The organism is Streptomyces sp. NPDC053513 (genome assembly GCF_044544765.1).
Taxonomy (GTDB): Bacteria; Actinomycetota; Actinomycetes; order Streptomycetales; family Streptomycetaceae; genus Streptomyces; species Streptomyces litmocidini.
The window spans coordinates 323,849-349,687 of sequence record NZ_JBITXP010000008.1 but is presented as its reverse complement, the minus strand read 5'-3'; the positions used below and the strand labels follow the sequence as shown (position 1 = coordinate 349,687).

General features: G+C 73.4%; 21 protein-coding genes. 10 read left to right on the top strand and 11 right to left on the bottom strand.

All coding sequences use genetic code 11. From position 1 onward, the window contains the following. Positions 1 to 245 precede the first annotated feature (245 nt). Positions 246 to 2,111, bottom strand: coding sequence for a serine hydrolase (locus tag ACIGW4_RS17100; RefSeq protein WP_399581253.1), 1,866 nt, complete (start codon positions 2,109 to 2,111; stop codon positions 246 to 248). 117 nt (positions 2,112 to 2,228) lie between these two features. Here ACIGW4_RS17100 and ACIGW4_RS17095 point away from each other — a divergent pair, with 117 nt between their 5' ends. Further along, on the top strand, positions 2,229 to 3,341 hold the full coding sequence (locus ACIGW4_RS17095) for a nitronate monooxygenase family protein (protein WP_123458422.1): 1,113 nt from the start codon (positions 2,229 to 2,231) through the stop codon (positions 3,339 to 3,341). After that, positions 3,338 to 4,906, top strand: a complete 1,569-nt coding sequence (locus ACIGW4_RS17090) for an acyl-CoA synthetase (protein ID WP_123458421.1) — start codon at positions 3,338 to 3,340, stop codon at positions 4,904 to 4,906. Before ACIGW4_RS17095 ends, ACIGW4_RS17090 begins: the two co-directional genes overlap by 4 nt. 196 nt (positions 4,907 to 5,102) lie before the next feature. Here the strand turns inward: ACIGW4_RS17090 and ACIGW4_RS17085 are convergent, their stop codons facing one another. Then, positions 5,103 to 5,942 carry a nitroreductase/quinone reductase family protein gene (locus ACIGW4_RS17085; RefSeq protein ID WP_399581250.1) on the bottom strand — a complete coding sequence of 280 codons (840 nt, stop codon included), beginning with the start codon at positions 5,940 to 5,942 and terminating at the stop codon, positions 5,103 to 5,105. Between the two features lie 153 nt (positions 5,943 to 6,095). Between ACIGW4_RS17085 and ACIGW4_RS17080 the strand changes: the two genes are divergently transcribed. After that, on the top strand, positions 6,096 to 6,500 hold the full coding sequence (locus ACIGW4_RS17080) for a MarR family winged helix-turn-helix transcriptional regulator (RefSeq protein ID WP_399581307.1): 405 nt from the start codon (positions 6,096 to 6,098) through the stop codon (positions 6,498 to 6,500). 94 nt (positions 6,501 to 6,594) lie between these two features. Then, a complete protein-coding gene (locus ACIGW4_RS17075) occupies positions 6,595 to 7,701 on the top strand; it encodes a calcium:proton antiporter (RefSeq protein WP_398709932.1) in 1,107 nt (368 codons plus the stop codon). 9 nt (positions 7,702 to 7,710) lie between these two features. Here ACIGW4_RS17075 and ACIGW4_RS17070 read toward each other — a convergent pair whose 3' ends face one another. Then, positions 7,711 to 10,194 carry a penicillin acylase family protein gene (locus ACIGW4_RS17070; RefSeq protein WP_399581247.1) on the bottom strand — a complete coding sequence of 828 codons (2,484 nt, stop codon included), beginning with the start codon at positions 10,192 to 10,194 and terminating at the stop codon, positions 7,711 to 7,713. 115 nt (positions 10,195 to 10,309) lie between these two features. On the opposite strand from ACIGW4_RS17070, the gene ACIGW4_RS17065 reads away from it, so the two are divergent. Next, positions 10,310 to 11,818 (top strand): fatty acyl-CoA synthetase, encoded by a 1,509-nt coding sequence (locus ACIGW4_RS17065; RefSeq protein WP_359587747.1) that lies wholly within the window; start codon positions 10,310 to 10,312, stop codon positions 11,816 to 11,818. 60 nt (positions 11,819 to 11,878) lie between these two features. Here ACIGW4_RS17065 and ACIGW4_RS17060 read toward each other — a convergent pair whose 3' ends face one another. Together ACIGW4_RS17060 and paaK are read right to left on the bottom strand one after the other, a co-directional pair. Then, complete coding sequence (locus ACIGW4_RS17060) at positions 11,879 to 12,259, bottom strand: VOC family protein (protein ID WP_123458414.1); 381 nt, start codon at positions 12,257 to 12,259, stop codon at positions 11,879 to 11,881. Positions 12,260 to 12,282: 23 nt separating this feature from the next. Continuing rightward, positions 12,283 to 13,569 carry a phenylacetate--CoA ligase PaaK gene (gene paaK / locus ACIGW4_RS17055; protein ID WP_123458413.1) on the bottom strand — a complete coding sequence of 429 codons (1,287 nt, stop codon included), beginning with the start codon at positions 13,567 to 13,569 and terminating at the stop codon, positions 12,283 to 12,285. 296 nt (positions 13,570 to 13,865) lie between these two features. Here paaK and ACIGW4_RS17050 point away from each other — a divergent pair, with 296 nt between their 5' ends. Both ACIGW4_RS17050 and ACIGW4_RS17045 read left to right on the top strand, forming a co-directional pair. Further along, entirely contained in the window at positions 13,866 to 15,293 is a 1,428-nt protein-coding gene (locus tag ACIGW4_RS17050; protein WP_399581244.1) for a family 2B encapsulin nanocompartment shell protein, read from the top strand. Positions 15,294 to 15,351: 58 nt separating this feature from the next. Then, positions 15,352 to 16,128, top strand: a complete 777-nt coding sequence (locus ACIGW4_RS17045; RefSeq protein WP_399581241.1) for a GNAT family N-acetyltransferase — start codon at positions 15,352 to 15,354, stop codon at positions 16,126 to 16,128. Between the two features lie 37 nt (positions 16,129 to 16,165). On the opposite strand, the gene ACIGW4_RS17040 is transcribed toward ACIGW4_RS17045, so the two are convergent. The 4 genes from ACIGW4_RS17040 to ACIGW4_RS17025 form a co-directional block, all read right to left on the bottom strand. Further along, on the bottom strand, positions 16,166 to 16,837 hold the full coding sequence (locus ACIGW4_RS17040) for a hypothetical protein (protein WP_399581239.1): 672 nt from the start codon (positions 16,835 to 16,837) through the stop codon (positions 16,166 to 16,168). 146 nt (positions 16,838 to 16,983) lie between these two features. After that, entirely contained in the window at positions 16,984 to 17,697 is a 714-nt protein-coding gene (locus ACIGW4_RS17035) for a 2-phosphosulfolactate phosphatase (protein ID WP_399581237.1), read from the bottom strand. A 187-nt stretch (positions 17,698 to 17,884) separates the two neighbouring features. Then, positions 17,885 to 18,418, bottom strand: a complete 534-nt coding sequence (locus ACIGW4_RS17030) for an EF-hand domain-containing protein (protein ID WP_398709923.1) — start codon at positions 18,416 to 18,418, stop codon at positions 17,885 to 17,887. Between the two features lie 628 nt (positions 18,419 to 19,046). Then, the gene (locus tag ACIGW4_RS17025) at positions 19,047 to 19,394 is read right to left on the bottom strand and encodes a helix-turn-helix transcriptional regulator (RefSeq protein ID WP_359587740.1); all 348 of its coding nucleotides are present in this window, start codon (positions 19,392 to 19,394) and stop codon (positions 19,047 to 19,049) included. Positions 19,395 to 19,542: 148 nt separating this feature from the next. On the opposite strand from ACIGW4_RS17025, the gene ACIGW4_RS17020 reads away from it, so the two are divergent. Further along, a complete protein-coding gene (locus ACIGW4_RS17020) occupies positions 19,543 to 20,547 on the top strand; it encodes a zinc-dependent alcohol dehydrogenase family protein (RefSeq protein ID WP_123458408.1) in 1,005 nt (334 codons plus the stop codon). Between the two features lie 12 nt (positions 20,548 to 20,559). Here the strand turns inward: ACIGW4_RS17020 and ACIGW4_RS17015 are convergent, their stop codons facing one another. Next, the gene (locus tag ACIGW4_RS17015; protein ID WP_359587737.1) at positions 20,560 to 21,375 is read right to left on the bottom strand and encodes a pentapeptide repeat-containing protein; all 816 of its coding nucleotides are present in this window, start codon (positions 21,373 to 21,375) and stop codon (positions 20,560 to 20,562) included. Positions 21,376 to 21,555: 180 nt separating this feature from the next. Here ACIGW4_RS17015 and ACIGW4_RS17010 point away from each other — a divergent pair, with 180 nt between their 5' ends. Next, positions 21,556 to 22,929, top strand: coding sequence for an alpha/beta fold hydrolase (locus ACIGW4_RS17010; RefSeq protein ID WP_399581232.1), 1,374 nt, complete (start codon positions 21,556 to 21,558; stop codon positions 22,927 to 22,929). A 137-nt stretch (positions 22,930 to 23,066) separates the two neighbouring features. Here ACIGW4_RS17010 and ACIGW4_RS17005 read toward each other — a convergent pair whose 3' ends face one another. Beyond that, positions 23,067 to 24,695, bottom strand: coding sequence for an acyl-CoA synthetase (locus ACIGW4_RS17005; protein ID WP_399581229.1), 1,629 nt, complete (start codon positions 24,693 to 24,695; stop codon positions 23,067 to 23,069). A 172-nt stretch (positions 24,696 to 24,867) separates the two neighbouring features. Here ACIGW4_RS17005 and ACIGW4_RS17000 point away from each other — a divergent pair, with 172 nt between their 5' ends. Then, positions 24,868 to 25,668 (top strand): crotonase/enoyl-CoA hydratase family protein, encoded by an 801-nt coding sequence (locus ACIGW4_RS17000; RefSeq protein ID WP_123458404.1) that lies wholly within the window; start codon positions 24,868 to 24,870, stop codon positions 25,666 to 25,668. Positions 25,669 to 25,839 lie beyond the last annotated feature (171 nt).

Sequence of the window (25,839 nt, the reverse complement as noted above, 5' to 3'; positions counted from 1 at the left end):
GAGCGAAGGCGGAGGCGACGGAAGACGGGGCGGCTGGGCCGGGAAGCGGTTGTGCCGCGTCCGCCGGCGGGCCGGTTGCGGCGACCCCCGCGCAGTGGAAGCACCGCGAACGGGCGACGCGACAGACGCTCGCCTCGGCGTTCGTCCCATCCCCCGGTGAGATCTCCCGGCGGTGACGCTACCTCATGTGATCACGCGTGCGCAGCCCGCTCCCCGGCCCGCCCCGACGGTTCGTCGGCTCGGGCTCAATCGGCGGACCTGGTCCAGCCGTTCGCCTCGATCCGTGCCCCGTCGGCCGGTCGCGCCTCGTCGAACACCGGCAGTCCCGCCGCGTCGAGCAGCCGCAGCCCGTCCACGTACACGCCCCGTCCCACGTACCGCTGATCGGTGGTGTACCGCCAGCGCAGGACGGCGTCCGCCCCGGGCAGCGGCGCGGAGACGGTGTGCCAGACACGGCCGGACCAGCCACCGACCGTGCCCGTCGGATGTCCGTCGCGGCCGTCGGTGGTGAAGGGCACCGGCCGCCAGGTCGCGCCGCCGTCGACCGAGGCCTCCAGGGCGACCGGGTCGGCGCCCGGCTCGGTGTCCCACCACAGCGCGCACTCCAGGCGCGCGGCGCCGGTCACGGGAGGCAGCGTCAGGGTGGCCGTCGTGGCGCTCGCCATGCCGGAGAACCATGGGGGTCCCCCCTGCTCGAGCGAAGCCGAGAGCTTGGGGGAGGTACGGCCCCGGGCCGGGCGGACGGGGACGGCGCGGGCCAGCCGGTCCGCCGCGGCGACGCGCGGCGCGGAACTGGAGCGCCAGGAGCGCACCGGGTGCACGGAGTTGCCGAGCACGATCAGGAACGCGTCGGTCGTCGGGTCGAGGACGAGGCTGGTGCCGGTGAAGCCGGTGTGCCCGGCCGTGCGCGGGGTGGCCATGGCGCCCATGTACCAGTGCTGGTAGAGCTCGAAGCCGAGCCCGTGCTCGTCGCCGGGGAAGGCGGTGTTGAAGTCGGTGAACATCAGCTCCACCGAGGCGGGGGAGAGGATGCGGGCCCGGCCGTACGCGCCGCCGTTGAGCAGGGTGCGGGCGAGGACCGCGAGGTCCCAGGCGCGGGAGAAGACGCCGGCGTGGCCCGCGACGCCGCCGAGGGAGTGGGCGTTCTCGTCGTGGACCTCGCCCCACACCATGCCCCGGTCGAGGCCGGACCAGGGCGGGCGGGCGTCCTCGGTGGCGGCGATCTCCGGCCGCCAGGAGAGCGGCGGATTGAAACGAGTGCGGTGCATCCCGAGTGGAGCGGTGATCTCGTCGTGGAGCAGGGCGTCCAGACCGCGACCGGTGATCTCCTCCAGGACCAGCTGGAGCGAGATCAGGTTCAGGTCCGAGTAGAGGTACGCGGACCCCGGCGGGCTCGCCGGGGCCTCCGCCCACAGCAGCCGCAGCTTCCCCTCCCGTGTCGGCTCCCGGTAGAGCGGGATCCAGGACCGGAACCCGGAGGTGTGGGTGAGCAGCTGCCGCACGGTGACGTCCTGCTTCCCGCCGCCGGCGAACTCCGGCAGGTACGCGGCGACCTTCTCCTCCAACCGCAGCGCCCCGCGCTCGATCTGCTGCACCGCCAGGATCGAGGTGAACAGCTTGGAGACCGACGCCAGGTCGAAGACGGTGTCCTCGGTCATGGGGATCCGCCGTTCCGGCGGCAGCTCGATCCCCGTGTCGGTCTTCTCGTCGTACGCCGCGTACCGCACGGCCGAGCCGATCGCCCGGTGCAGGGCGACGGTCCCGCCCCGCCCGGCGAGCAGGACGGCCCCCGCGTACCACGGGTGCGCGGGGGAGGGCGCGAGGAAGCGCTCGGCGTCGGCGACCAGCCCGTCCAGGTGCGGCGCGAGCAGCCCGGCGCGCTCCGCGGAGCCGCGCCGCAGCGTCGTCCGCCGGACGGACCCGCGCACGGCCCCGTACGGGACTCCCGTCCCCCGCCCCGGGGAGGCCCCGGCTCCCGCTCCCGTCCCCCGCCCCGGGGAGGCCGCCGCCCCCGGCACCGCACCGATCACCAGCGCACCTCCGAGGGCCAGTACCCCGCCGCCGAACGCACGGCGGCTCGGCCCTCCGCCTCGTTCCACATCGTCCGTCATGCCCACCCTCTCCCACTCGGGGCGGCGGCGAGACGCCGACGTGCCGCCCACAAAGAATCTGACGCTGCATCAGAAAATGTCTTCCCTCCGCCGCGCCGCTGCGGCATCCTGCCGCCCATGAAGACGGAGCTGAGTCGCACACTGGGGATCGAGCACGCCATCTTCGGCTTCACGCCCTTCCCCGCGGTGGCCGCCGCACTCACCAGGGCCGGCGGGTTCGGCGTCCTCGGCGCGGTCCGCTACACCGCGCCCGACGACCTCGCCCGCGACCTCGACTGGATGCAGGAGCACACCGACGGCCTGCCCTACGGCCTCGACGTCGTGATGCCCGCGAAGAAGGCGGTCGAAGGCGTCACCGAGGCCGAGATCGAGGCCATGATCCCCGAGGAGCACCGGGCGTTCGTCCGCGCCACGCTCGCCAAGCACGGCGTCCCCGAACTGCCCGAGGGCGAGGCCTCCGGCTGGCGGATCACCGGCTGGATGGAGCAGGTCGCCCGCAGCCAGCTCGACGTGGCCTTCGACTACCCGATCAGACTCCTCGCCAACGCCCTCGGATCGCCGCCGCCCGACGTCGTCGCCCGCGCCCACGACCACGGCGTCCTCGTCGCCGCCCTCGCCGGCAGCGCCCGCCACGCCCGCCACCACGCCGACGCCGGCATCGACGTCGTCGTCGCCCAGGGGTACGAGGCGGGCGGCCACACCGGCGAGATCGCCTCCATGGTCCTCACCCCCGAGGTCGTCGACGCCGTCTCCCCGCTGCCCGTGCTCGCCGCCGGCGGCATCGGCAGCGGCGAGCAGATCGCCGCCGGACTCGCCCTCGGCGCCCAGGGCGTCTGGCTCGGCTCGATCTGGCTCACCACCACCGAGGCCGAGCTGCACTCCCGCGCCCTCACCGACAAACTGCTCGCCGCCGGCTCCGGCGACACGGTCCGCTCCCGCGCCCTGACCGGCAAACCCGCCCGTCAGCTCCGCACCGAGTGGACCGATGCCTGGGACGACCCGGCGGGGCCCGGTCCGCTCCCCATGCCCCTCCAAGGGCTCCTGGTCGCCGAGGCCGTCTCCCGCATCCAGCGGTACGAGGTCGAGCCGCTGCTCGGCACCCCCGTCGGACAGATCGTCGGCCGGATGAACTCCGAACGCAGCGTCCAGCAGGTCGTCGACGACCTCACCCGCGGCTTCGAGGAGGCCGTCGACCGCATCAACCGCATCGCAGGACGGAGCGAGGCATGAGCACGGGAACCACCGGCACCCAGGCCCCCACCGGATTCTGGGCCCAGGCCGCCGCCGACCCCGGCCGCACCGTCCTCGTCGCGCCCGACGGCGAGGAGTGGAGCGCCGGCCGGCTGCACGCCGAGGCCAACCGGCTCGTCCACGGGCTGCGCGCCGCCGGACTCGAACGCGGCGACGCGTTCGCCGTCGTCCTGCCCAACGGCCCCGAGTTCTTCACCGCCCACCTCGCCGCCACCCAGGCCGGCTTCTACCTCGTCCCCGTCAACCACCACTTCGTCGGCCCCGAGATCGCCTGGATCGTCGCCGACTCCGGCGCCAAGGTCCTGGTGGCGCACGAGCGGTTCGCCGAGGCGGTCACCCTCGCCGCCGACGAGGCCGGACTCGCGCCCACCCACCGGTACGCCGTCGGCACCGTCCCCGGCTTCCGCCCGTACGCCGAACTGCTCGACGGACAGGACGGATCCCCGCCCGCCGACCGCACGCTCGGCTGGGTCATGAACTACACCTCCGGCACCACCGGCCGGCCCCGGGGCATCCGCCGCCCGCTGCCCGGAAAGCTCCCCGAGGAGACCCACCTCGGAGGCTTCCTCGGCATCTTCGGCATCCGGCCCGCCGACGGCAACGTCCACCTCGTCTGCTCGCCGCTCTACCACACCGCCGTGCTCCAGTTCGCGGCCGCCGCCCTGCACATCGGCCACCCGCTCGTCCTCATGGACCGGTGGGCTCCCGAGGAGATGCTCCGGCTGATCGACCGGTACGCGTGCACCCACACGCACATGGTCCCCACCCAGTTCCACCGCCTGCTCGCCCTCCCCGCGGAGGTGCGGGAACGGTACGACGTCTCCTCCATGCGCCACGCCATCCACGGCGCCGCGCCCTGCCCCGAGCACGTCAAGCGGGCGATGATCGACTGGTGGGGCCGGTGCGTCGAGGAGTACTACGCGGCCAGCGAGGGCGGCGGTGCCTTCGCCACCGCCGAGGAGTGGCTCAAGAGGCCCGGGACCGTCGGCCGGGCCTGGCCCATCAGCGAACTCGCCGTCTTCGACGACGACGGCAGGCGGCTGCCGCCGGGCGAACTCGGCACCGTCTACCTCAAGATGAACACCGGCGGCTTCCAGTACCACAAGGACGAGGCGAAGACCGCGAAGAACCGCATCGGCGACTTCTTCACCGTCGGCGACCTCGGCGTCCTCGACGAGGACGGCTACCTCTTCCTCCGCGACCGCAAGATCGACATGATCATCTCCGGTGGGGTCAACATCTACCCCGCCGAGATCGAGGCGGCGCTGCTCGCCCACCCCGCCGTCGCGGACGCCGCCGCCTTCGGGATCCCGCACGCCGACTGGGGCGAGGAGGTCAAGGCGGTCGTCGAGGCGGCCGAGGGGTACGAGCCGGGGCCCGCGCTCGCCGCCGAGATCCTGGCCCACTGCGGCGACCGCCTCGCCGGCTTCAAACGCCCGAAGTCGGTCGACTTCGTCCCGGCCATGCCCCGCGATCCCAACGGCAAGCTGTACAAGCGCCGCCTCCGCGACCCGTACTGGGAGGGCCGGGAACGCCCGCTCTAGGACGACGCGCCCCGGACCCGGCACCGCGCCCCGCACCCGTTCCGGAGGAAACCGGCCCGCGCCGGAGGCGCGGCCGGGTCGGGGTGCGGCGGTCGATCGGGGTGAGGAGGCGCGTGGAAGCAGGTCCGGGCCCCGGGCCCGCCGACACGGGCCGGGCGCCCTGCACGTCCAATACCGCGAGGACCGGCGCGTCTGACTACTGCTCCGGTGCCAGGGCCGGGAGCAGCTGGGACTCCTCGTGGGCGAAGTGTTCCTCCAGGCTCTTCGCCAGGCGGTCGACCTGGGGGCGCAGAGTCTCCGGGGCGGCGCCGGAGCTCAGCAGGGCCTCCAGTTCGTCGACCGTGCGGGCGACCACCCGGTGCTCACGGCGCATCCGGTCCAGGGATTCGGCGAGGTCCGGGAACTGCCGCTCCAGGAGGTCGAAGACGCCGTCCTCGTTGTGGTGGTGGGCGTGGAGCGCGCCGCAGAAGGTGAGGCAGTGGCGGGCGAGCTGCCGCCCGAGCGTCGGCGCCGGGGAGTCCAGGCCCTCGCGGAGCGCGGCGAGTTCGGCGCGGAGCTCGTCGTGGACCTTGACGAGGTGGGCGGCGATCGCCCGGTGCCGGGCCGGGTCCGCGAGGTCCACGCGGTGCAGGGCGACGACGGGGACGACCCGGTCCGTGCCGGCCTGGTAGGCGGCGAACGCGGGGTCCCGGGCGCTCTGCTCCGCGTAGAGCCGGTCCCGTTCCTCGCCCTCCGTCACCACCGCCGTGGCCGCGAAGCGTTCGACGGTCCCCTCGGGGGTGCCGAGTTCGACGGTGACGTGCGCGTGGGCGCGGAGGTTGTGGAACCAGGCCGGGTGTTTCGGCCCGCCGGCGTTCGAGGCGAAGACGAGGAGCCGGGCCCCGTCGCGTACGTACACGGCGGGGTTGGTGTGGGGTCGTCCGCTGCGGGCGCCGGTGGTGGTGAGGAGGAGTAAGGAGGCGCCTTCGAACATCCCGCCCACGCGGCCGCCGTTGGCGCGGAACTCCTCGATGACCTGCTCATTGAAATCGGACATGACGGTGTCCTTCGGTAGCATCGATCACGACAGATCTATTTGCTTTGAAAGCAAAGCTAAATCGGAGGGTGCAGGGTGTCAACCGCACACGAGGCCGGCGAGCGCGCCGAAGGGCCGGATGTCGACGACGCCGTCCGTACGCTGCTGCTGCTCATGCCCCGGATGGTCGGACGGGTCAAGCGCATCAGGATCCCCGACGAGCTGCAGTCGCTCACCCTCGCCCCCCGCCACCTCTCCCTGCTCGCCTACCTCCTCTTCGACGGGCCGCTCGGCGTCAACGAGCTCGCCGCCCGCCTGGAGGTCGCCCCGACCACCGTGAGCCTGATGGTCGGCGACCTCGCCAAGAAGGGGGTCCTGGAGCGGGCGGAGGACCCCGCCGACCGGCGGCGGAAGATCGTCTCCATCGCCGAGGCGCGCCGCCCCGCCATCGACGGCTGGCTGGGCCGCAGCGCCGGCGCCTGGCGTGCGGCCCTCGCGCCCCTCGGTCCGGCCGAACGCAGGATGTTCGTCGAGACCCTCGCCGCGTACGAGCGCGGTCTCGCCGACCAGGGCGACTGAACGGGACGACCGAACGGGACGACCGAACGGGGCGACCGGGCGAGACGCCCGGGCGAAACGGGCGAAGGGCCCCTCTTGTGGCAATATGCGGATCATGAGTTCGACGGTGACGGCAAGGGCACGGCAGTGGACCACCTGGGGGCCGGTGGTGGCGGCGCTTGTACTCGGCCTGGCCTGGGGGCGCGACCTCCCGGGCTTCGCGGTGGCGATCGTCGTCGTCTGCCTGTTCGCCGCGGTGCTCTCGGCCGTCCACCACGCCGAGGTCATCGCCCACCGCATCGGCGAACCCTTCGGCTCCCTCGTCCTCGCCGTGGCCGTCACCGTCATCGAGGTCGGACTGATCGTCATGCTGATGACCGGGGGCGGCGACAAGGCGACGAGCTACGCCCGGGACACGGTCTTCGCCGCCGTCATGATCACCTGCAACGGAATCGTCGGCCTCTCGCTGCTCGTCGGCGCGCTGCGCAACCGGACCGCCGTCTTCAACGCGGAGGGCTCCGGCGGCGAGCTCGCCATCGTCTGCACCCTCGCGACCATGACCCTGGTCCTGCCGACGTTCACGACGACCCACCCCGGCCCCGAGTTCTCCGCCGGGCAGCTGGCCTTCGCCGCCGTCGCCTCGCTGCTCCTCTACGCGGTGTTCGTCGGCGTCCAGACGGTCCGGCACCGCGACTACTTCCTGCCCGTGCCGCGGCCGGACCGGGGGATCCCGGAGTCGGAGGACGAGCACGCCGAGCCGCCCACCGCCCGTGACGCCTGGTTCAGCCTCGGCCTGCTCGTGGTCGCCCTCGTCGCCGTCGTCGGCAACGCCAAGCTCGTCTCGCCCACCATCGAGGACGCCGTCGCCTCCGCCGGCCTGCCCAAGGCGGTCGTCGGCGTCGTCATCGCCCTGATGGTGCTGCTGCCCGAGACCCTCGCCGCCGTGCGCGCGGCGAGCCGCGACCGCATGCAGACCAGCATGAACCTGGCGTACGGCTCGGCCATCGCCAGCATCGGCCTGACGATCCCGTCGATCGCGCTCGCCTCGATCTGGCTGGACGGGCCCCTGATCCTCGGTCTGGGGCCCCTCCACATGGTGCTGTTGGTGCTCACGGCCGTGGTGAGCGCCCTGACGGTGGTGCCGGGGCGCGCCACGCTCCTCCAGGGCAGCGTCCACCTCGCGATCTTCGCCGCCTTCGTGTTCCTCTCCTTCAGCCCCTGACGGGCGGGTTCACCCCCTGACGACGACCACCTTCAGCGCGGGCGAGCGCAGGATGTCCTTCTCGCAGAACCGGGAGGTCACCCAGCGCTCGCCCGAGAACAGCCGGGTCTGGTCGCTGTGGTGCGGCGACGCCGGGTTCGACGACTGGGAGTACGAGAGCAGGGTGCGGGCCACCGGGCACCGGCCGCCGTCCCAGCCCACGGCCTGCACGTGACTGGTCCCGTGCGCGACCTCCACGTAGCCGCCGCCCGCCGCGTTCCACACGGGCTCGGCCTTGTTCCAGACGCCCAGCGACTCGGTCCCGCCGCTCACCGGGATCCGCTCCCCGTTCCGTACGACGAACTGGTGGGCGCCGAGCGGCGCGTCCAGCGCGATGCCCGCCGCCCGCAGCTCCGCCGCGGCGCCCGCGAGGGCCTTCGCGAACTCCGGCACCCCGGTGTTCAGGGTGTTCGGGGTGCGGACCGGGTCGGCCGCCGAGAACGGCACCCTCCACTGGTCGGCCGGCTTCACCGTGCCCGTGAACCTCCGCCAGAAGCGGTCGAAGAGCAGCGCGCCCCGGCTGCCGGTGTCCATCGTCCGGTCCCAGGCCCCGATCACCCGGCAGACCTCCGGGTCCTCCGGCAGCGCGGTCGCGCAGGCCTTCGCCGCGTCGGCCGCCGCCAGGTCACCGGCCGGCGCCCGGTTGGCGAACTGCTGCCGCTGGAGGTCGGCCACCGCGAGCCCGCCCCGGCCGGCCATCGCCGCCACGTCCTCGATCCCGCCCCGGGTGCGCAGCGAGCGCGGCGTCGCGACCGTGCCGAAGATCCGCTCGTAACCGGTCAGCGGCCGGTCGGCGTTGGCCAGCCAGGCGCTGTCGTTGGAGTTCTCCACGTACGGGGCGTCCCGCAGGACCGGCATCCGCGCCGGGCCGAAGACGCCCGGCTGCACCGCGTCCGGGTCGGAGCCGGGCGCGCAGTCCGAGCGCGAGCCGTCGAGCACGGCGACCCCCGAGGCCGGATAGGTGGCCCGGCCGAGCGGCGTGGAGCAGCGCGCGGCGAGCTCGTCGGTGATCCGGGGGAGCACCTGGGACTGGGCGAAGAGCGAGTGCCCGGCCGAGTCCGCCGCGATCGTGTTGACCCAGGGCAGGCCCTGCGTGCGCTCCAGGACGTCGACGACGTCCTGCGTGGAGCGGGCCCTGCCGAAGCCGAGCGCGGTGTCGGAGCCCCGCAGGTTGAGCGCGTTGGGGTCGTTCAGCGCGTACGCCGTGGTCGCGGTCCACGGCAGCGGCAGCTGCGCCCCGAGGCCGCCGACGACCGGCCCGTACCGGGTCCACCACTGGGTGCGGGTGACGGGCGCGCCGTCCCGCACGGCCACGGTCACCGCGCGCGGGGTCATCCGTTCCGGCTTCCCGTCCACCAGGTAGGAGGTCGGGTCGCCGGGTACGAGCGTCAGCTGGTGCAGGTTGAGCGGCACCCCGGTGGCGACGGTGTGGCTCCAGGCGACCTTGTCGTTGAAGCCGATGTTGACGACGGCCGTGCCCAGGAGCGAGGCGCCGGAGACGTTCAGCTCGCCCGGGATGGTCTGCTGCGACTGCCAGAACCGGCGGCCGCCCTGCCACGGGTAGTGCGGGTTCCCCAGGAGGAGTCCGCGCCCGTTCGCCGTCGTGGCGCCGGAGAACGCGACGGCGTTGGAGCCCATGGTGGCGTTCTCGGGAGCGAACAGCGCCCGTGCCGCCTCGGCGGCCTCGTCCGGATCGGGAACGGAGCCGGGAACGGGGGCGGGGCCGGGGGCGGGGCCGGGGGCGGGGCCGGCGGTGCGCGCGGTGGTCGCCGGGGGAGCGGCCGGCGGCCGGGCGGCCGTGATGCCGTCCACGGCCCTGCCCTGTCCGCCGAGCACCGAGACGGCGAAGCCGCGCCGGGCCACGTCGAGCGCGGTCACCGGACGGACCCAGTCGGCGTCCGCGCAGGCCGGATCGGTGACGCGGTTCTTCCGCAGCCAGGCGTTGTAGCCGGCCGCCCAGCCGCGCATCAGTTCCTTCAGGTCCCGGCTCGGCCCGGCCGGCGCCGGGGTGCGGAGCAGGTCCTCGACCGTGCCCGCGTCCTTCACGCCGCGGAAGTACAGGTCGCTGGAGAGGTTCGTGGTGGCGGAGGAGAGCGAGCCGTCGGGCGCGGCGTCCGGGCCGAAGTACCGGGAGCGCTCCCCGTTCACGGTCAGGAAGCCGTCGGCGAGCACACAGACCTGGTCGGCGGCCTGGGCCCAGCCCGTGCCGAATCCGAGGTCCGCGTAGTCCTTCGCCACGATGTGCGGGATGCCGTACTCGGTGTACCGGATGACGGCCGACAGGCCCCGGTCGGCGGGGTGACGGTCCCGGCCGCCGGAGTCGGCGGCCGCCGCTCCGGGCAGCGAGGCCGTGACGACGGCGAGGGCCGCGCCGGTGAGCGCCAGGTGTTTCAGACGGGTCCGGAGGTGCAAGATGACTCCCAACGGGCTGACGGGCACTGCGGGTTGGACCATGCACGCAGTTGCCCGCCCCCTTGTCAACATCCCGTTCGGTATCCGAGGTCCGGGCGGACACGGCACCCCCGCGCGGTACTTGACCTTCCGCATGCCCCGCGCCGAGGATCACCGCATGGACCGACTCCTCAGCCGCACCGTCGACGGTTTCCTGCGCGCGAGCGCCCGGCGCGTGCCCGACCGGACCGCCGTGCGGTACGCCGACCGGACCTGGACGTACGCGGAGCTGGACGCGGCCGTCTCCACGGCCGCCGCCGTCCTGCGCGAGCCGGAGCACGGGATCGCCCTGCCGGAGTACGCCCGCGTCGCCACGTACGGCCACAACTCGGACGCCTACCTCATCGCGTTCCTCGCCTGCGCCCGGGCCGGCCTGGTCCACGTGCCGGTCAACCACCACCTGACCGGCGAGGACCTTGCGTACGTCCTGGAGCAGTCGGACAGCTCGCTCGTGCTCGCCGACCCCGCCCTCGCCGACCGGATCCCCGCGGGCTTCGCGGTCAAGCCCCTGCGGGACGCGGCCGGTTCACTGCTCGACGCGCTCGCCGAACCGGAGGAGTACCTCACCGACCGCGACGCCCGTGACCTCGCCCAGCTGCTCTACACCTCGGGCACCACCGCGCTCCCCAAGGGCGCGATGATGACCCACCTCGCCCTCGCCCACGAGTACGCGAGCGCGATCGAGGCCCTCGACCTGAGCGAGGACGACCGGCCGGTGCACGCGCTGCCGCTCTACCACTCGGCGCAGATGCACGTCTTCCTGCTGCCCTACCTCGCCGTCGGCGCCGAGAACACGATCGTCGACGGACCCGACCCGGACGTCCTGTTCGACCTGGTCGAGGCGGGCCGCGCCGACAGCCTCTTCGCCCCGCCGACCGTCTGGATCGGCCTCGCCGACCACCCCGGCTTCGCCACCCGCGACCTCTCGGCCCTGCGCAAGGCCTACTACGGGGCCTCGATCATGCCCGTGCCCGTCCTGGAACGGCTGCGCGCCCGCCTGCCCGGACTCGCCTTCTACAACTGCTTCGGCCAGTCGGAGATCGGCCCGCTCGCCACGGTCCTCGGCCCCGACGAGCACGAGGGCCGGATGGACTCCTGCGGCCGCCCCGTGCGCCACGTCGAGGCCCGCGTCGTCGGCGAGGACGGGGAGGACGTGCCCGACGGCACCCCGGGGGAGATCGTCTACCGCTCGCCGCAGCTGTGCGAGGGCTACTGGCGCAAGCCCGACGAGACGAAGGAGGCCTTCCGGGGCGGCTGGTTCCACTCGGGGGACCTCGCGGTCCGCGACGCCGAGGGCTACCTCACGATCGTCGACCGTGTGAAGGACGTCATCAACTCCGGCGGCGTGCTCGTCGCCTCCCGCCAGGTCGAGGACGCGCTCTACACCCACCCCGGCGTCGCGGAGGTCGCCGTCATCGGCCTCCCCGACGAGCGGTGGATCGAGGCGGTCACGGCCGTCGTCGTCCCGCGCGGGGAGGTCACCGAGGCCGAACTCCTCGACCACGCCCGCGAGAAGCTCGCCCGCTTCAAGGCGCCGAAGCGCGTCCTCCTCGTGGACGCGCTTCCCCGCAACGCCAGCGGAAAGATCCTCAAGCGGGAGCTGAGGGACCGCTTCGGCGCCCCGTGACACCGTGGCGCACGGGGGTCGGCCGCCTGCCCGCGACCGGCACCCCGCGCGTCCGCGCGCTCAGCCCGTGCGTTCCTCCATCACGCAGAGAATGTTGCCCTCGCTGTCCTTGAACCAGGCGCCCCGCATGGTGTCCGACTCGACCACGCCGTCGACCGTCTTGATGCCGGGCAGGTCGTACTCCTCGAAGGTCACGCCCCTGGAGCGCAGCTCCTTCATCTCGCCGTCGAGGTCGTCGACCTTCCAGCTCGCCAGCGTGTGGCTCGCCTGGCCGCCGTACGGCGTCTCGTAGAGGCCGATGATCGTGCCACCGCACTCGTACCTGGTGTCTTCCGGGGACTCCTTCGTGAGGGAGAGGCCGAGGGTCTCCGAGTAGAACTGCTTGGCCCGGTTCATGTCATTGACCGGAATGATCGCGGCTATGGGGGAGTCCGACAGCATCGCAACCACCTCCTTCCCCCAGGCTACGCGCCCCGGAGGTCCACGATCCGCTTGATCTTGCCCACCGAACGCTCCAGCGTCTCCGGGGCGACCACCTCCACGCCCACGGAGACCCCGACCCCCTCCTTCACCGCCGCCGCGATCGCCCTGGCCGCCGCCTCGCGCTCCTCGGACGTCGCGTCCGGACGGGCCTCGGCCCGCACGGTCAGGGCGTCGAGCCGGCCCTCCCGGGTCAGCCGCAGCTGGAAGTGCGGAGCCACGCCCGGGGTGCGCAGCACGATCTCCTCGATCTGGGTGGGGAAGAGGTTCACCCCGCGCAGGATGATCATGTCGTCGCTGCGTCCGGTGACCTTCTCCATCCGGCGGAACACCCGCGCGGTCCCCGGCAGCAGCCGGGTGAGGTCACGGGTCCGGTAGCGGATCACCGGCATGGCCTCCTTGGTGAGGGAGGTGAAGACCAGCTCGCCCTCCTCCCCGTCGGGCAGGACCTCGCCGGTGAACGGGTCCACGATCTCCGGGTAGAAGTGGTCCTCCCAGATGTGCAGGCCGTCCTTGGTCTCCACGCACTCCTGCGCCACGCCGGGGCCGATCACCTCCGACAGGCCGTAGATGTCGACCGCGTCGATCGCGAACCGCTCCTCGATCTCCTTGCGCATCTCCTCCGTCCACGGCTCCGCGCCGAAGACGCCGACCTTCAGCGAGGTGGAGCGCGGGTCCACGCCCTGCCGCTCGAACTCGTCGAGCAGCGTCAGCATGTACGAGGGGGTCACCATGATGATCTCGGGCCGGAAGTCCTGGATGAGCTGCACCTGCCGGGCCGTCATGCCGCCGGACGCCGGGATCACCGTGCACCCGAGCCGCTCCGCGCCGTAGTGGGCCCCGAGGCCGCCGGTGAACAGGCCGTACCCGTAGGCCACGTGGACCTTGTGGCCTGGGCGCGCCCCGGCCGCGCGCAGCGAGCGGGCCACCACGTCGGCCCACATGTCCAGGTCGGCCCGGGTGTAGCCGACGACGGTCGGCCGGCCGGTGGTGCCGCTGGAGGCGTGGATCCGCCGGATCCGGGACTGGTCGACGGCGAACATGCCGAAGGGGTAGTGGTCGCGCAGGTCCGACTTGGCGGTGAACGGGAAGCGGGCCAGGTCGGCGAGCGTGCGGCAGTCGTCCGGGGTCAGCCCGGCCGCGTCGAAGGAGCGCCGGTAGAACTCCACGTTCTCGTACGCGTGGCGCAGGGTCGTGCGCAACCGCTCCAGCTGGAGGGCCGCGAGCTCCTCGCGCCCGAGCCGTTCGCCGCTGTCCAGCAGTTCCGTCATGCGCCACTCCTCCGCCATCGTAAAACGGACAACCGATCATTCGGTTGATCCGTTCGGGGCCAGTAAATCCGGAGGCCCCCGGGGCTTGGCAAGAGGCCGGGAGGACTTTTCCCGCCAGGTGGCCACCGGACGACCGCCCGGACGGCGGAGCGCGCACGGCGCTCGCCGGGCGGCCGCCGCCGCACGGCGCTCCCACCCGTTCGCGCCGCACCCGGATGACGTACGCCACCGTGCGTTACATCTGGACGCGGAGAGTGACGCACGAGTCCGCGAACGCCCCAGAAAGCGAGTCATCCATGTCGGTCGACACCGAGCCGGCGGCCACCCCGCCCGCCCCCGCCATCGAGCTCCGCCAGATCCAGCTCAGCCTCAGCACCGCCGCCGCCCGCAACCTCGCCACCACCACCAAGTCCGAACCCCAGATGCAGGGCATCAGCTCCCGCTGGCTGCTCCGCAAGCTCCCCTGGGTCCACACCCCCGGCGGCGTCTACCGCGTCAACCGGCGCCTCTCGTACGTGGTCGGCGACGGCCGCGTCACCTTCGTCAAGAGCGGCTCCAGGGTCGAGGTCATCCCCGCCGAGCTGGCCGAACTCCCGCTGCTGCGCGGCTTCGACGACCCCGCCGCGCTCGGCGCCCTCGCCGAACGCTTCGTCCAGCAGGAGTACGCGCCCGGCCAGGTCATCGTGAACGCCGGCAGCCCGGCCGACCACGTCCACCTCATCGCCCACGGCAAGATCGAGAAGCTCGGCACCGGACAGTACGGCGACGAGACCCTCCTCGGCCTGCTCGGCGACGGCGACACCTTCGGCGGCCAGGTGCTCGCCGGGGACGGGACCTGGGACTTCACCGCCAAGGCCGCCACCGCCGTCACCCTCCTCGCCCTGCCCCGCACCGCCTACCTGGCCGTGGCCGAGGAGTACGAGAACCTCCGCGACCACGTCCAGGGCACCGGGACGAACGGCCACCGCCGTCCCGTGAACCGGGCCGGCGAGGCGGCCATCGAGCTCAGCGCCGGCCACGTCGGCGAGGCCGTGCTGCCCGGCGCGTACGCGGACTACGAACCCAGGCCGCGCGAGTACGAACTCAGCGTCGCCCAGACCGTCCTGAAGGTCCACACCCGCGTCGCCGACCTCTACAACCAGCCGATGAACCAGACGGAGCAGCAGCTCCGCCTGACCGTCCACGAGCTCCGCGAGCGCCAGGAGCACGAACTCGTCAACAACCCCGAGTTCGGGCTGCTCCACAACACCGACTTCGACCAGCGCATCCAGACCCACTCGGGCCCGCCGACCCCCGACGACCTCGACGACCTGCTCAGCATGCGCCGCGACACCGACTACCTCTTCGCCCACCCCCGGGCCATCGCCGCCTTCGGCAAGGAGTGCAACAAGCGCGGTCTCGTGCTCGGCACCGTCGACGTCGAGGGACGCCACATGCCGGCCTGGCGCGGGGTCCCCCTCCTCCCCTGCGGGAAGATCCCGGTCACCGACCGGCAGAGCTCCTCGATCATCGCCGTCCGCACCGGCGAGGACAACGAGGGCGTCATCGGTCTCCACCAGACCGGCCTGCCCGACGAGATCGAGCCCGGCCTCAACTGCCGTTTCATGGGCATCGACGAGAAGGCGATCATCTCCTACCTCGTCTCCGCCTACTACTCCGCCGCGATCCTCGTGCCGGACGCGGTCGGCATCCTGGAGAACGTCGAGGTGCGCCCGCGGGCCTGACCGCCGGCCGGGCAAAACCCGTTGCCCGGACCGGGACGCCGGTGCTGGAGTGGCCGCCATGGAACCCCAGCACCTGCGTGACCTCCACGACCTCCAACTGCGCCGCGAAGCCCGCTCCGACGGGCCCGGCTGCCGCGTCGAGCACGTCGACGGCGTCGTCCGCCACACCGGCCCCGCGCACGCGTGGAACGGCGTCCTCTGGTCCGGGCTCGACGCGCGGGACGCGGACAGGGCCATCGCCGCGCAGATCGAGCACTACCGCGCCGCCGGCCTGTCCTTCGAGTGGAAGCTGTACGCGCACGACACCCCCGCCGACCTCGGCGACCGGCTCCGCGCGGCCGGCTTCACCGCCGAGGAGCCGGAGACCCTGATGGCCGCCGAGGCCGCGGCCCTGCCCCGGGAGGTTCCGCTCCCGGAGGGCGTCGAACTCCGCGAGGTCACCGACGAGGCGGGGGTCCGCCAGGTCGTCGAGGTCCACGAGCGCGCCTTCGGCACCGACAGCTCCGACCTCGGCCGCCGGCTCCTGGACCGGCTCGCGACCGACCCCGACGCGGTCACCGCCGTCGTCGCCCTCGCCGCGGGGGAACCCGTGAGCGCCGCCCGCCTGGAGCTGTACCCCGGCACGGACTTCGCGGGCCTCTGGGGCGGCGGCACCGTCGAGGGCTGGCGTGGCCGGGGCCTCTACCGCGCCCTCGTCGCCCACCGCGCCCACGTCGCCGCCGCCCGGGGCCACCGCTACGTCCAGGTCGACGCGGCGGACACCAGCCGCCCCATCCTCCACCGCCTCGGCTTCCTGACGCTGACGACCACCACGCCGTACGTGTACGAGGCCTAGGCCGTTTCCTTCGGACCACGCCGTACGCGTACGGGGTCTAGGGGGTGTCGTCCGGCGCTCCCATCCAGGGGGAGAAGTGCTCGGCGACCAGCGACGCCACGGCCGCCGCGTCCCGCGTCCCGTCGACCTCGATCACGCGGACGCCCAGGCGCCGGGCGGCGCGCACCGCGTCCTCGGCGACCAGCCGGTCGCGGGCGATCCGGTTGGCCTGGGCGCGTGCCGGGTCGCCGACCGGCACGTCCAGGGCGCCCGCGCGCGGAAGGGTGCGGATCTGGTGCTGCCGGAACTCCTCCGTGGGCACGAGGACCACCATCCGACGGACCGAGTCGACCAGCGGAACGACCAGCTCGGGCCGCAGCCCCCACCCCTCGGCGATCGCCGGCCGGCCGGTCGACAGGGCGCGCAGGTCGTCCAGGACCCAGTCGAACCGCACCGGGAAGCCGGCCAGCGTCTCGGCCGCCATCTCCGCCGGGCTCCGTTCCGTCCAGACCTGCTCGGGCCCCGGACCCGCCACCGGCTCGCCCCGTGCCACCCGCCGCGCGATCCGGCGGTCCTGATGGCCGCGGGCGTCGTGGTAGTCGTAGTGATACACCGTCAGGCCGTAGCGACGGGCGAGGATGTCGGACACGGTCGTCTTGCCGGCCCACTGCGCGCCACCGATCCACAGCATCCGGCGCAGGCTGCCGTGCGGATCCCAGAGCTCTGCCATGAGTCCTCCGTGACTCCTCCCGTGGACGGGCGGCGCGGAGGGCCGCCCCGGAAGCGAGTGTCCCGGTTCACGGGCGGGAACGGCAGTCTTGTCTTCGGGGGCTCGGTGGGCGGTGAAGCCGCGGGGGAGCCCGTCTTCGTCGGCGATCAGGTCGCGGCGCCGTCGGCCGGTGAAGGCGCCGACGAGGGCACGGCGCACGGACGCAGGACCATGAGCGAGTCCTCCCGGGCCGCCGCCATGGCGAAGGAGAACCGGTCGAGTTCGAGGCAGAGGGCGACGTCGTCGGGGTGGGCTCCCCGGCGCACGCCCCGCGTCAGTTCGGCGGCGGCACGCGACCGGCCGGCGCGGCGGAGGAACTCGGCCGCGTCCGTCCCGTCCCCGGTGGCCCTGCGGGCGATGTACTGGGCGCACGCCAGGTCCTCGTCCGCCCGCCCGTCCTCGCCCGTGACCACGAAGGTGACGCCGTCGCACCCGCGTGTCCGCAGGAGCCGGGCCGTCGCCTCCGCCACCACGAAGCTCGCGCACAGCACCAGCGAGGCGTCCCTGACCGCGAGGGCGCCGACCGTCCCCGCCGTGGTCTTCTGCACGACGGTCCGTCCGGCGAGGTCGACGGAGCGCAGCAGAGCGGGCGAGTTGACGGCGTCGAACCCGGGTGCCGGAGGACCGTCCTTGAGCGCGACCCACTCCGGGTGGCGGGCCTTGAGCGCCAGGGCCTCCTCCGGCGACTCGGCGAGGACGATCCTTTCCGCGCCCTGGGCGAAGGCCCAGGCGGCCACCGTGAAAGCACGCATGACGTCGACCACGACCGCCACGGGAGGGACTTCGGTCAGTTCGGCGATGCCGAGGAAACGGGCGTCCATTCGGGCATGATCGCGCGGGCTCGGCCGGAAGGGGCCGGACGGTGACGCGGATCACGCCCGCGGCCCCGGGCGCGGCGAACCGCGCCCTCGGCACCCGCTCGACGATGTCGGTGTGGCCGCCGGAGGCCTGGCCCTCGGTGTCCATCTGGGTCCTGACCCGGCCGGGCACACCGCGCGACGCGGCGGTTCAGTACAGGGCGGCGCCCATCGGGGAGTCCTCGCCCGTGACGTACGCGCGGATCGACGCCAGGTACTCGGCGCGGCCGACGAGTCCGTCGCCGTCGCCGTCCAGGGCGTCGAACGCCGCGTCGGCGTTGTCGGCCCGGTTGCCCAGCGCCTGGCGCAGCATCGTGAACTGGGCACGGTCCAGGGCGCCGTCCTGATCGGCGTCGGCGAGGTCGAACAGGGCGCCCAGGGCGTACTGGCAGATGTGGTCGAACTTCTCGGCGTCCACCCAGGCGATGTACTCCTCGTAGGTCATCACGCCGTCGCCGTTGGCGTCCATCGCGGCCCAGGCGCGTTCGCCCGTGGTGCGGGCGGCGACGACCAGGGGGTCGTCGTCACCCCGTCCGGTCGCCTGCTGGGCCCGGTCGATGCGGACGAAGTAGTCCTGCTTCGAGGCGACTCCGTCTCCGTCCGTGTCCAGCATCGCGTAGATGCGGGCCTTGGGCTCCGTGGGGTCGACCGCTGCGGTCCGGAGATCGGTTCGCGGGAGTGCCATGTCGGATCTTCTTTCGCTTGGGGAGAGCGGTCGGGCGGGGAGGCCACCGCGCCCATGATCGACGGTCGAGCCCTTCGCGGCCCGGCGACCCGCCACGGGCCGGCCGACACTCACCCGACGTGGTGATCTCGCCGGGCCCGGCTCGTCCGCGTATCCGGCGCGGCCGTTCGCCCGGCAAGCGCCCGCCGAGCCCCGGGCGGGCGCCCCTGCGGAGTCCGGGACGGGGAAGGGCGGTTACGCCAGCACACGGGCGTCGCTCCGGACGTGGTCGTACCGGCTCTCGACCGACGCACGCCTAGGCCGTCTCTTTCGGATCTTGCCGGTCAAGCCCGCGTCGTCCGGTGCCGTGCATCGCAAGGCGGAGGAATGTCCTATTACTGGACGTACTTGGGCTTTCCGACAACGCAGCGAGGTGCGGTGCCGGGCGGCGCGGGCGAGGCAAGATCCGGAAGAGACGGCCTAACCGCGGCGACGGCTGCCGACCGCCCTCCTTGCGGGTCTTCACGGTCACTGGCGGGCGGATCGCGCGCAACGTCGTGTTCACCGGCCCTCGCGTCCTGGAGGAGGGCCGGCCGTCCGACGCCGCCCTCCGCCAGACGCCGCGAGCCCGGCCTGATCGGCAAGACACCTAGGGAATGTCGGCTTCGTGGGCGGCCACCACGGCCCGCAGGAGTCCCGGGAAGCGCTCCTCGAACTCCTCCAGGCGCAGGGCGTTCATGCGGGAGGTCCCCACGTAGTGCTGGCGGACGAGGCCGGCCTCGCGCAGGACGTGGAAGTGGTGGGTGGCCGTGGACTTGCTGACCGGCAGGTCGATGGCCCCGCAGGCCAGGTCCTCGCGCGCCGCGTACAACTCGGCGACGATCCGGCGCCTGACGGGGTCGACCAGGGCCTCCAGGACCTGCTGCAGACCGATCTCGCGCAGGTCGGGGTGGGGCGGGACGCGGTTCCGCCGGCCGGTGCCTGTCGCTGCTCTCATCGTCGTGTCGACCTCCGGGATCATCGTACGACAGGGATCAAAGTTTCACGCGCATCGAAGTTTGACATCGATCGAACCTTGCGCTTGGCTGGGCGCGGCGGCGGAGCGGCCCGCGCGCCGCCGTCACCGAGCGGGGAGGGGAAGCCCGATGAGCAAGGCCAGGACGGTGCGGTTCCACGAGTACGGCGGTCCGGAGGTGCTCCGCCTGGAGGACGTCGAGGTGGGCGAACCGGGCCCCGGCGAAGTCCTCCTCCGGGTGGAGGCCATCGGCCTCAACCGCGCCGAGGTCCTCTTCCGCAGCGGTCACTACATCGAACCGGCCCGGAGCTTCCCCGCCCGGCTCGGCCTGGAGGCGGCCGGTGTCGTCGAGGCCCTCGGCGAGGGGGTGAGCGGGTTCGCCCCCGGGCAGGCGGTGAGCGTCGTGCCCTCGTTCTCGATGAACGACCACGGGGTCTACGCCGAACGCGCGATCGTCCCGGCCTCCTCCCTCGTCCCCCGCCCCGAGGGCCTCGGCCCCGTCGAGGGCGCCGCCGTGTGGATGCCGTACGTCACGGCGTACGGCGGACTCGTCGAGGTCGGCGGGGCGCGCGCCGGGGACACCGTCGTCCTGACCGGGGCCTCCAGCAGCGTCGGCCTGGCCGCCATCAGGACCGCGCACCGGATCGGCGCCACGCCCCTCGTCACCACCCGCACCCGGGCCAAGAGGGACGCCCTGCTCAAGGCGGGGGCGGCCGAGGTGATCGTCACCGACGAGGAGGACGTCGCCGAGCGCGTACGGGACCTTACGGGCGGGCGCGGCGCCGACCTCGCCTTCGACGCGGTCGCGGGCCCCGGCCTCACCGACCTCGTCAGGTCCCTCGCCCCCGGCGGCACCGTGCTGCTCTACGGGGCCGCCAGCGGGCTCCCGACCCCGTACCCCGGCTTCGACCTCGGGATGCCCGCCGTCTCCCTGCGGACCTACACGATGCCGGAGACGACCCGGGACCCGGAGCGGCTGCGCCGGGCCCGCGCCTTCGTCGAGTCCGGACTGCGCACCGGCTTCTTCGAACCCGCCGTCGACCGCACCTTCACGCTCGACGAGATCGTCGCGGCGCACCGGGCCATGGAGGCCGGCCACCAGGTGGGCAAGATCGTCGTGACCGTGCCGCACTGAGGTCCGGGGGTGTCAGGCCGCCCAGTGCGCGGGGCGGTCGAAGCCCTCCGGGAGGCGGGTCGCCGCGTTCCCGCGCGCCGAGTTCAACTGGGGCTGCGTCAGGAACAGCGCACCGGTCAGATCCGCGCCCGCCAGATCGGCGTCCCGCAGGTCGGCGCCGATCAGGTCCGTGAGCGACAGGTCCGCCCCCGTCAGGTCGGCCGCGATGAGCAGCGCCCCGCGCAGGTCCGTGCCCCGCAGCTTCGCTCCGCGCAGCCGCTTGCCGATCAGGTCCGCCCCGCGCCGGCTCTTCGGCCGGCCGCCGGCCGCGGCGCGGACCAGCTCGCTCGTCCTGAGGAGCAGCGGATTGACCTCGGCGCGCACCGCGGCCACGTCCAGCTCCTCCAGGGCGTCCGGCGTGCCCCCGGCGAGCTCCTCGACCCGGCCCAGCGCGGCCCGCAGCTCGGCGTGGACGGGACGGGCCGCCCGCAGCGCCAGCGCCTCCGTGAGGTAGCGCAGCAGCTCGTGCAGCTGGCGCACCACCGGGAACACCTCGTACATCTGCCGGGCCGTCTCCGGCGCCTCGCGCCAGGACACGCCGCCGAAGGTCACCTGGGAGACCCGCTGGCCGGCGCCGAAGCAGTCGTACACCGTGCAGCCCTGGAAACCGCTCGGCCGCAGCCGGGTGTGGATCCCGCAGCGGAAGTCCTCCTGGAGGTTCCGGCAGGGCTCGCCCGAGGACTTGTTCACGGCGAAGTCGGCCGACTTGGCGAAGGGCAGCGCCACGCAGCACAGGCCGAAGCAGTTGGCGCAGTCGCCGCGCAGGGCGGATTCCCGGGTGTCGGGCACGGTGGAACGGTTCCTTCGCGGTTCGGGGACGGTCCTCCCACCGTATCGCGCCCCCGGTGCCGCACGGTCTTCCCGGTGCCGTGACCTCGTGCTTCGACCCCGTGATCCGTCGTGCCGCGGCGTCGCGCCCTCGGCGAAACCGCTTGCGGTGATCCACGGGGCCCGGTGAGGATCGGCGGCATGCCGACGTTCACGACACAGGACGGAACCGAACTCGCCTACCGTGTACGGGGGGAGGGCGAGCCGCTCGTGTGCCTGGCGGGCGGACCGATGCGCGACGCCGGTTGCCTCGGGGACCTCGGCGGACTCGCCGCCCACCGCGCCCTCGTCCTGCTCGACGCCCGCGGCACCGGGGCGAGCGCCGAACCCGCGGACCCCGGCACGTACCGCTGTGACCGGCAGGTCGACGACGTCGAGGCCCTCCGCGTCCACCTCGGCCTGGACCGGATCGACCTCCTCGGCCACTCGGACGGCGGGAACCTCGCCGTCCTCTACGCCGCCGCCCACCCCGAACGGATCCGCTCCCTCGTCCTCGTCACCTCCGCCGGGCGGGCCCTCGACGTCGAGACCACCGACGAGGAGTGGGACGAGGCCGTCGAGGTCTTCGCCGACCGGGCCCGGTACCCCGAGGCCAGGGCCGCGCTCGACTCCATCGGTCCCGGCACCCCGCCGCGTCGCGTCCGCGAGATCACCGCGCCGGTCCTGATCGTGGCGGGCCGGTACGACGCGGGGCCGACGACCGCCGAGGCGGCGGCCTTCTTCCCGCACGCGGAGCTCGTCGTCCAGCCGGGCGCCGGACACTTCCCATGGGTCGACGACGCCGACGCCTTCGCCCGCACGGTCGCCGCGTTCCTCGACCCGGCCGTGCGCACCGTCACCGTGGACGGCGTACGCCTCGCCCACCGGGTCACGGGAGCCGAGGACGCCCCGCCCGTCGTCCTCGTCCACGGCCGCGGAGAGAACAGCACCACCTGGACGGAGATCGCCGAGGACCTGGCCGTCGACCACCGGGTGTACGCGGTCGACCTGCGCGGCCACGGACTCAGCGACCGGCCCGGCCGCTACGGCTTCGAGGACTTCCGCGACGAACTCGGCGGCTTCCTCAAGGCCCTCGGCCTCACCGGCGCCACCGTCGTCGCCCACTCGATGGGCGCCGGGGCCGCGCACCTCCTCGCCCAGAGCGAACCCGGCCTCATCGGCCGTCTCGTCCTGGAGGAGGCACCGGCCTTCGTCCCGCTCGACCCGCCGCGCCCGGTGGCCGAGCGCCCCGAGGGACCCCTCGCCTTCGACTGGGCCGTCGTCCCGACCACCGACGCCCAGCTGAACGCCCCCGACCCGGCCTGGCGCGAGGGGCTCGCCGCGATCACGGCCCCCACCCTCGTCATCGCCGGCGGCCCCACCAGCCACATCCCGCAGGACCAGTTGGCCGGCCTCGCCGACCGCATCCCGGACGCCCGCCTCGTCACGATCGGGGCCGGTCACCTCGTCCACAACACGCGCCCGGCCGAATTCCTCGCGGCCATCAGGGAGTTCGGGGTCCGGGCGGGAGCGTAGGAAGACCATGGAGTACGAAGCCGTCGGAGCCGAGCCCACCGCGACCGGAGACCTGCCGGGGAGCGGCTCGCCCGCTACGACGGCCCCGCGCGCCCCCGACGGCGACACCGTCCGCCGCCGGTGCGCCGGCCGGCCCCTCAGGGAGCCTCCGCGTCCGCCTCCACCGCCACCGCGCGGGCCCAGCGGTAGTCGGCCTTGCCGCTGGGGGAGCGCTGGACGCGGTCGGTGAGCACCAGCTGGCGGGGGACCTTGTAGCCCGCCAGCTGCCGCCGGCAGTGGGCCTGGAGGGTCTCCAGGTCCAGCGGCCCCGCCCCGTCCCGGAGCTGGACGACGGCGGCGACGTGGTTGCCCCACCTGGCGTCCGGCACCCCGGCGACCAGTGCGTCGTACACGTCGGGGTGGGACTTCAGGGCCTGCTCCACCTCCTCCGGATACACCTTCTCGCCCCCGGTGTTGATGCACTGCGAGCCGCGGCCCAGCACGGTGACCACCCCGTTCTCGTCGACGGTCGCCATGTCGCCGAGCAGCACCCACCGCACCCCGTCCCGCTCGAAGAAGGTCTCGGCGGTCTTGGCCGGGTCGTTGTAGTAGCCGAGCGGGACGTGGCCGCGCTGGGCGAGCCGGCCGGTCTCGCCCGGCGCGACGGGGGCGCGGGTCACCGGGTCCACGACCTGGGTGCGTTCGTTGACGTGCAGCCGGAAGCCCTTGGCCGGACCGGAGTCGTCGGTGGCGCGCCCGTTGGAACCGGACTCCGTGGAGCCGAAGTTGTTGAGCAGCAGGACGTTCGGCATGAGCTCCTGGAGCTCGACCCGTACCGTCTCGGACATGATCGCCCCGGAGGAGGAGAGGCTGAAGAGGGCGGACAGGTCCGTGCCCCTGAGCGGTCCGCGCAGGGCGTCCACGAGCGGGCGCAGCATCGCGTCGCCGACCAGGGAGATGCTGGACACCCTCTCCTTCTCCAGGGTGCGCAGCACCTCCTCGGGCACGTACTTGCGGTGCAGGACGACCCGCTGCCCGTAGTTGAGGGCGATGAACGCGGTCAGGGTGGAGGTGCCGTGCATCAGGGGCGGCGCGGGGAAGAAGGTGATGCCGGCGCCGCCAGCCGCGACCCGCTCCGCCAGCTCCTGGGGCCGCTTCACGGGCTCGCCCGAGGGGTCGCCCCCGAAGAGGCCCGCGAAGAACAGGTCCTCCTGGCGCCACAGCACGCCCTTGGGCATGCCGGTGGTGCCGCCGGTGTAGATGACGAACAGGTCGTCGGGCGAGCGGGGGGCGAAGCCGCGCCCCGGGGAACCGGAGGCCTCCGCCTCGGCGAACGGCACGCAGGCGAGGGGCGCTGCCCCTTCGGGCGGGGTCCCCACCCGTACGAGGTGCCGCAGCTTCTCCGTCTGCGGCAGCGCCGCCGCGACCCGGTCGGTGAACTCGGCGTCGAAGACGAGCGCGGCCAGGTCGGCGTCCCGGTAGAGGTAGACCAGTTCCTCCTCCACGTACCGGTAGTTCACGTTGACCGGCACGATCCGCGCCTTCAGGCAGGCGAGGACGGTCTGCAGGTACTCGACGCCGTTGTAGAGGTGGAGGCCGAGGTGCTCGCCGGGCCGGACGCCCGCGTCGATCAGGTGGTGTGCGATCCGGTTGGCGGCGGCGTCGAGCTCGGTGTAGGTGAGCCGCCGCTCCTCGCCCGTGCCGGGGTGGTCGACGTACACCAGCGCCTCGCGGTCGGGGACCACGTCGACGACCGATTCGAACAGGTCGGCAAGGTTGTACTCCACCGTTCCTCCTGACCCCGGTTCGCCGGTTCACATGGACGTGGCGGTCATTAGAGCGCCGACCGGTCACCGGGGGAAGGGGATGCGCAGAAGAATCTGACTGAGTGTCAGAAAACTATTGAACTGGACCCCCGGCTCCTGCAACCTGTTCCAGAACTGGAGACGGGAGACCCCCATGGGCGGCACCGAACACCTCAGCGTCCGGCGCGAAGGCGCCACGCTCGTCCTCACCTTGAACCGGCCCGAGGCCAAGAACGCCCTCTCGCTGCCGATGCTCGTCGGCCTGTACGACGGCTGGCTGGAGGCCGACGCCGACGACACCGTCCGCTCGGTCGTCCTCACCGGCGCGGGCGGTTCCTTCTGCGCGGGCATGGACCTCAAGGCCCTGGCCGGGAAGGGGATGGCGGGCGAGCAGTACCGGGAACGGCTGAAGGCCGACCCCGACCTGCACTGGAAGGCGATGCTCCGCCACCACCGCCCCCGCAAACCCGTCATCGCGGCCGTCGAGGGCCACTGCGTCGCCGGCGGCACCGAGATCCTCCAGGGCACCGACATCAGGGTCGCCGCCGCCTCCGCCACGTTCGGCCTCTTCGAGGTCCGGCGGGGCCTCTTCCCCATCGGCGGCTCCACCGTGCGCCTGCCCCGCCAGATCGCCCGCACCCACGCCCTCGAAATGCTCCTCACCGGCCGCCCGTACAGCGCCGAAGAGGCCGCCGCCATCGGCCTCGTCGGCCGGGTGGTCCCCGACGGCACCGCCCTGGACGCGGCCCTCGACATCGCCGAGCGCGTCAACGCGTGCGGGCCGCTCGCCGTCGAGGCGGTCAAGGCGTCCGTGTACGAGACGGCGGAGATGACCGAGACGGAGGGGCTCGCCGCCGAACTGAAGCGGGGATGGCCGATCTTCGACACGGCGGACGCGAAGGAGGGGGCGCGGGCGTTCGCGGAGAAGCGGGCGCCGGTGTACCGGCGGGAGTGAGCCCTTCCCCACTCCGCCCCTTCCCGAAACCGGGGGGGCTCAGCCCCCGGACCCCGGCAGAAGGGGGGGGCTGTGCCCCCGCCCCCTGACCCGGGGCTCTGCCCCGGCCCCGGGATTCGGGGCTCTGCCCCGGCCCCGGGACCTGGGGCTACGCCCCCGCCCGGTGGATCG

Bases quoted from the DNA above. Each gene is read 5' to 3' on its own strand.
- ACIGW4_RS17050 (WP_399581244.1), top strand. From the start codon at position 13,866: ATGTCGGTCGACACCGAGCCGGCGGCCACCCCGCCCGCCCCCGCCATC.
- ACIGW4_RS17060 (WP_123458414.1), bottom strand. From the start codon at position 12,259: ATGCTGTCGGACTCCCCCATAGCCGCGATCATTCCGGTCAATGACATG.
- ACIGW4_RS17085 (WP_399581250.1), bottom strand. From the start codon at position 5,942: ATGTCCGATTTCAATGAGCAGGTCATCGAGGAGTTCCGCGCCAACGGC.
- ACIGW4_RS17025 (WP_359587740.1), bottom strand. From the start codon at position 19,394: ATGAGAGCAGCGACAGGCACCGGCCGGCGGAACCGCGTCCCGCCCCAC.
- ACIGW4_RS17080 (WP_399581307.1), top strand. From the start codon at position 6,096: ATGCCCCGGATGGTCGGACGGGTCAAGCGCATCAGGATCCCCGACGAG.
- ACIGW4_RS17070 (WP_399581247.1), bottom strand. From the start codon at position 10,194: ATGGTCCAACCCGCAGTGCCCGTCAGCCCGTTGGGAGTCATCTTGCAC.
- ACIGW4_RS17075 (WP_398709932.1), top strand. From the start codon at position 6,595: ATGAGTTCGACGGTGACGGCAAGGGCACGGCAGTGGACCACCTGGGGG.
- ACIGW4_RS17065 (WP_359587747.1), top strand. From the start codon at position 10,310: ATGGACCGACTCCTCAGCCGCACCGTCGACGGTTTCCTGCGCGCGAGC.
- ACIGW4_RS17010 (WP_399581232.1), top strand. From the start codon at position 21,556: ATGCCGACGTTCACGACACAGGACGGAACCGAACTCGCCTACCGTGTA.
- ACIGW4_RS17035 (WP_399581237.1), bottom strand. From the start codon at position 17,697: ATGGACGCCCGTTTCCTCGGCATCGCCGAACTGACCGAAGTCCCTCCC.
- ACIGW4_RS17030 (WP_398709923.1), bottom strand. From the start codon at position 18,418: ATGGCACTCCCGCGAACCGATCTCCGGACCGCAGCGGTCGACCCCACG.
- ACIGW4_RS17020 (WP_123458408.1), top strand. From the start codon at position 19,543: ATGAGCAAGGCCAGGACGGTGCGGTTCCACGAGTACGGCGGTCCGGAG.
- ACIGW4_RS17040 (WP_399581239.1), bottom strand. From the start codon at position 16,837: ATGGCAGAGCTCTGGGATCCGCACGGCAGCCTGCGCCGGATGCTGTGG.
- ACIGW4_RS17100 (WP_399581253.1), bottom strand. From the start codon at position 2,111: ATGACGGACGATGTGGAACGAGGCGGAGGGCCGAGCCGCCGTGCGTTC.
- ACIGW4_RS17095 (WP_123458422.1), top strand. From the start codon at position 2,229: ATGAAGACGGAGCTGAGTCGCACACTGGGGATCGAGCACGCCATCTTC.
- paaK (WP_123458413.1), bottom strand. From the start codon at position 13,569: ATGACGGAACTGCTGGACAGCGGCGAACGGCTCGGGCGCGAGGAGCTC.
- ACIGW4_RS17090 (WP_123458421.1), top strand. From the start codon at position 3,338: ATGAGCACGGGAACCACCGGCACCCAGGCCCCCACCGGATTCTGGGCC.
- ACIGW4_RS17045 (WP_399581241.1), top strand. From the start codon at position 15,352: ATGGAACCCCAGCACCTGCGTGACCTCCACGACCTCCAACTGCGCCGC.
- ACIGW4_RS17000 (WP_123458404.1), top strand. From the start codon at position 24,868: ATGGGCGGCACCGAACACCTCAGCGTCCGGCGCGAAGGCGCCACGCTC.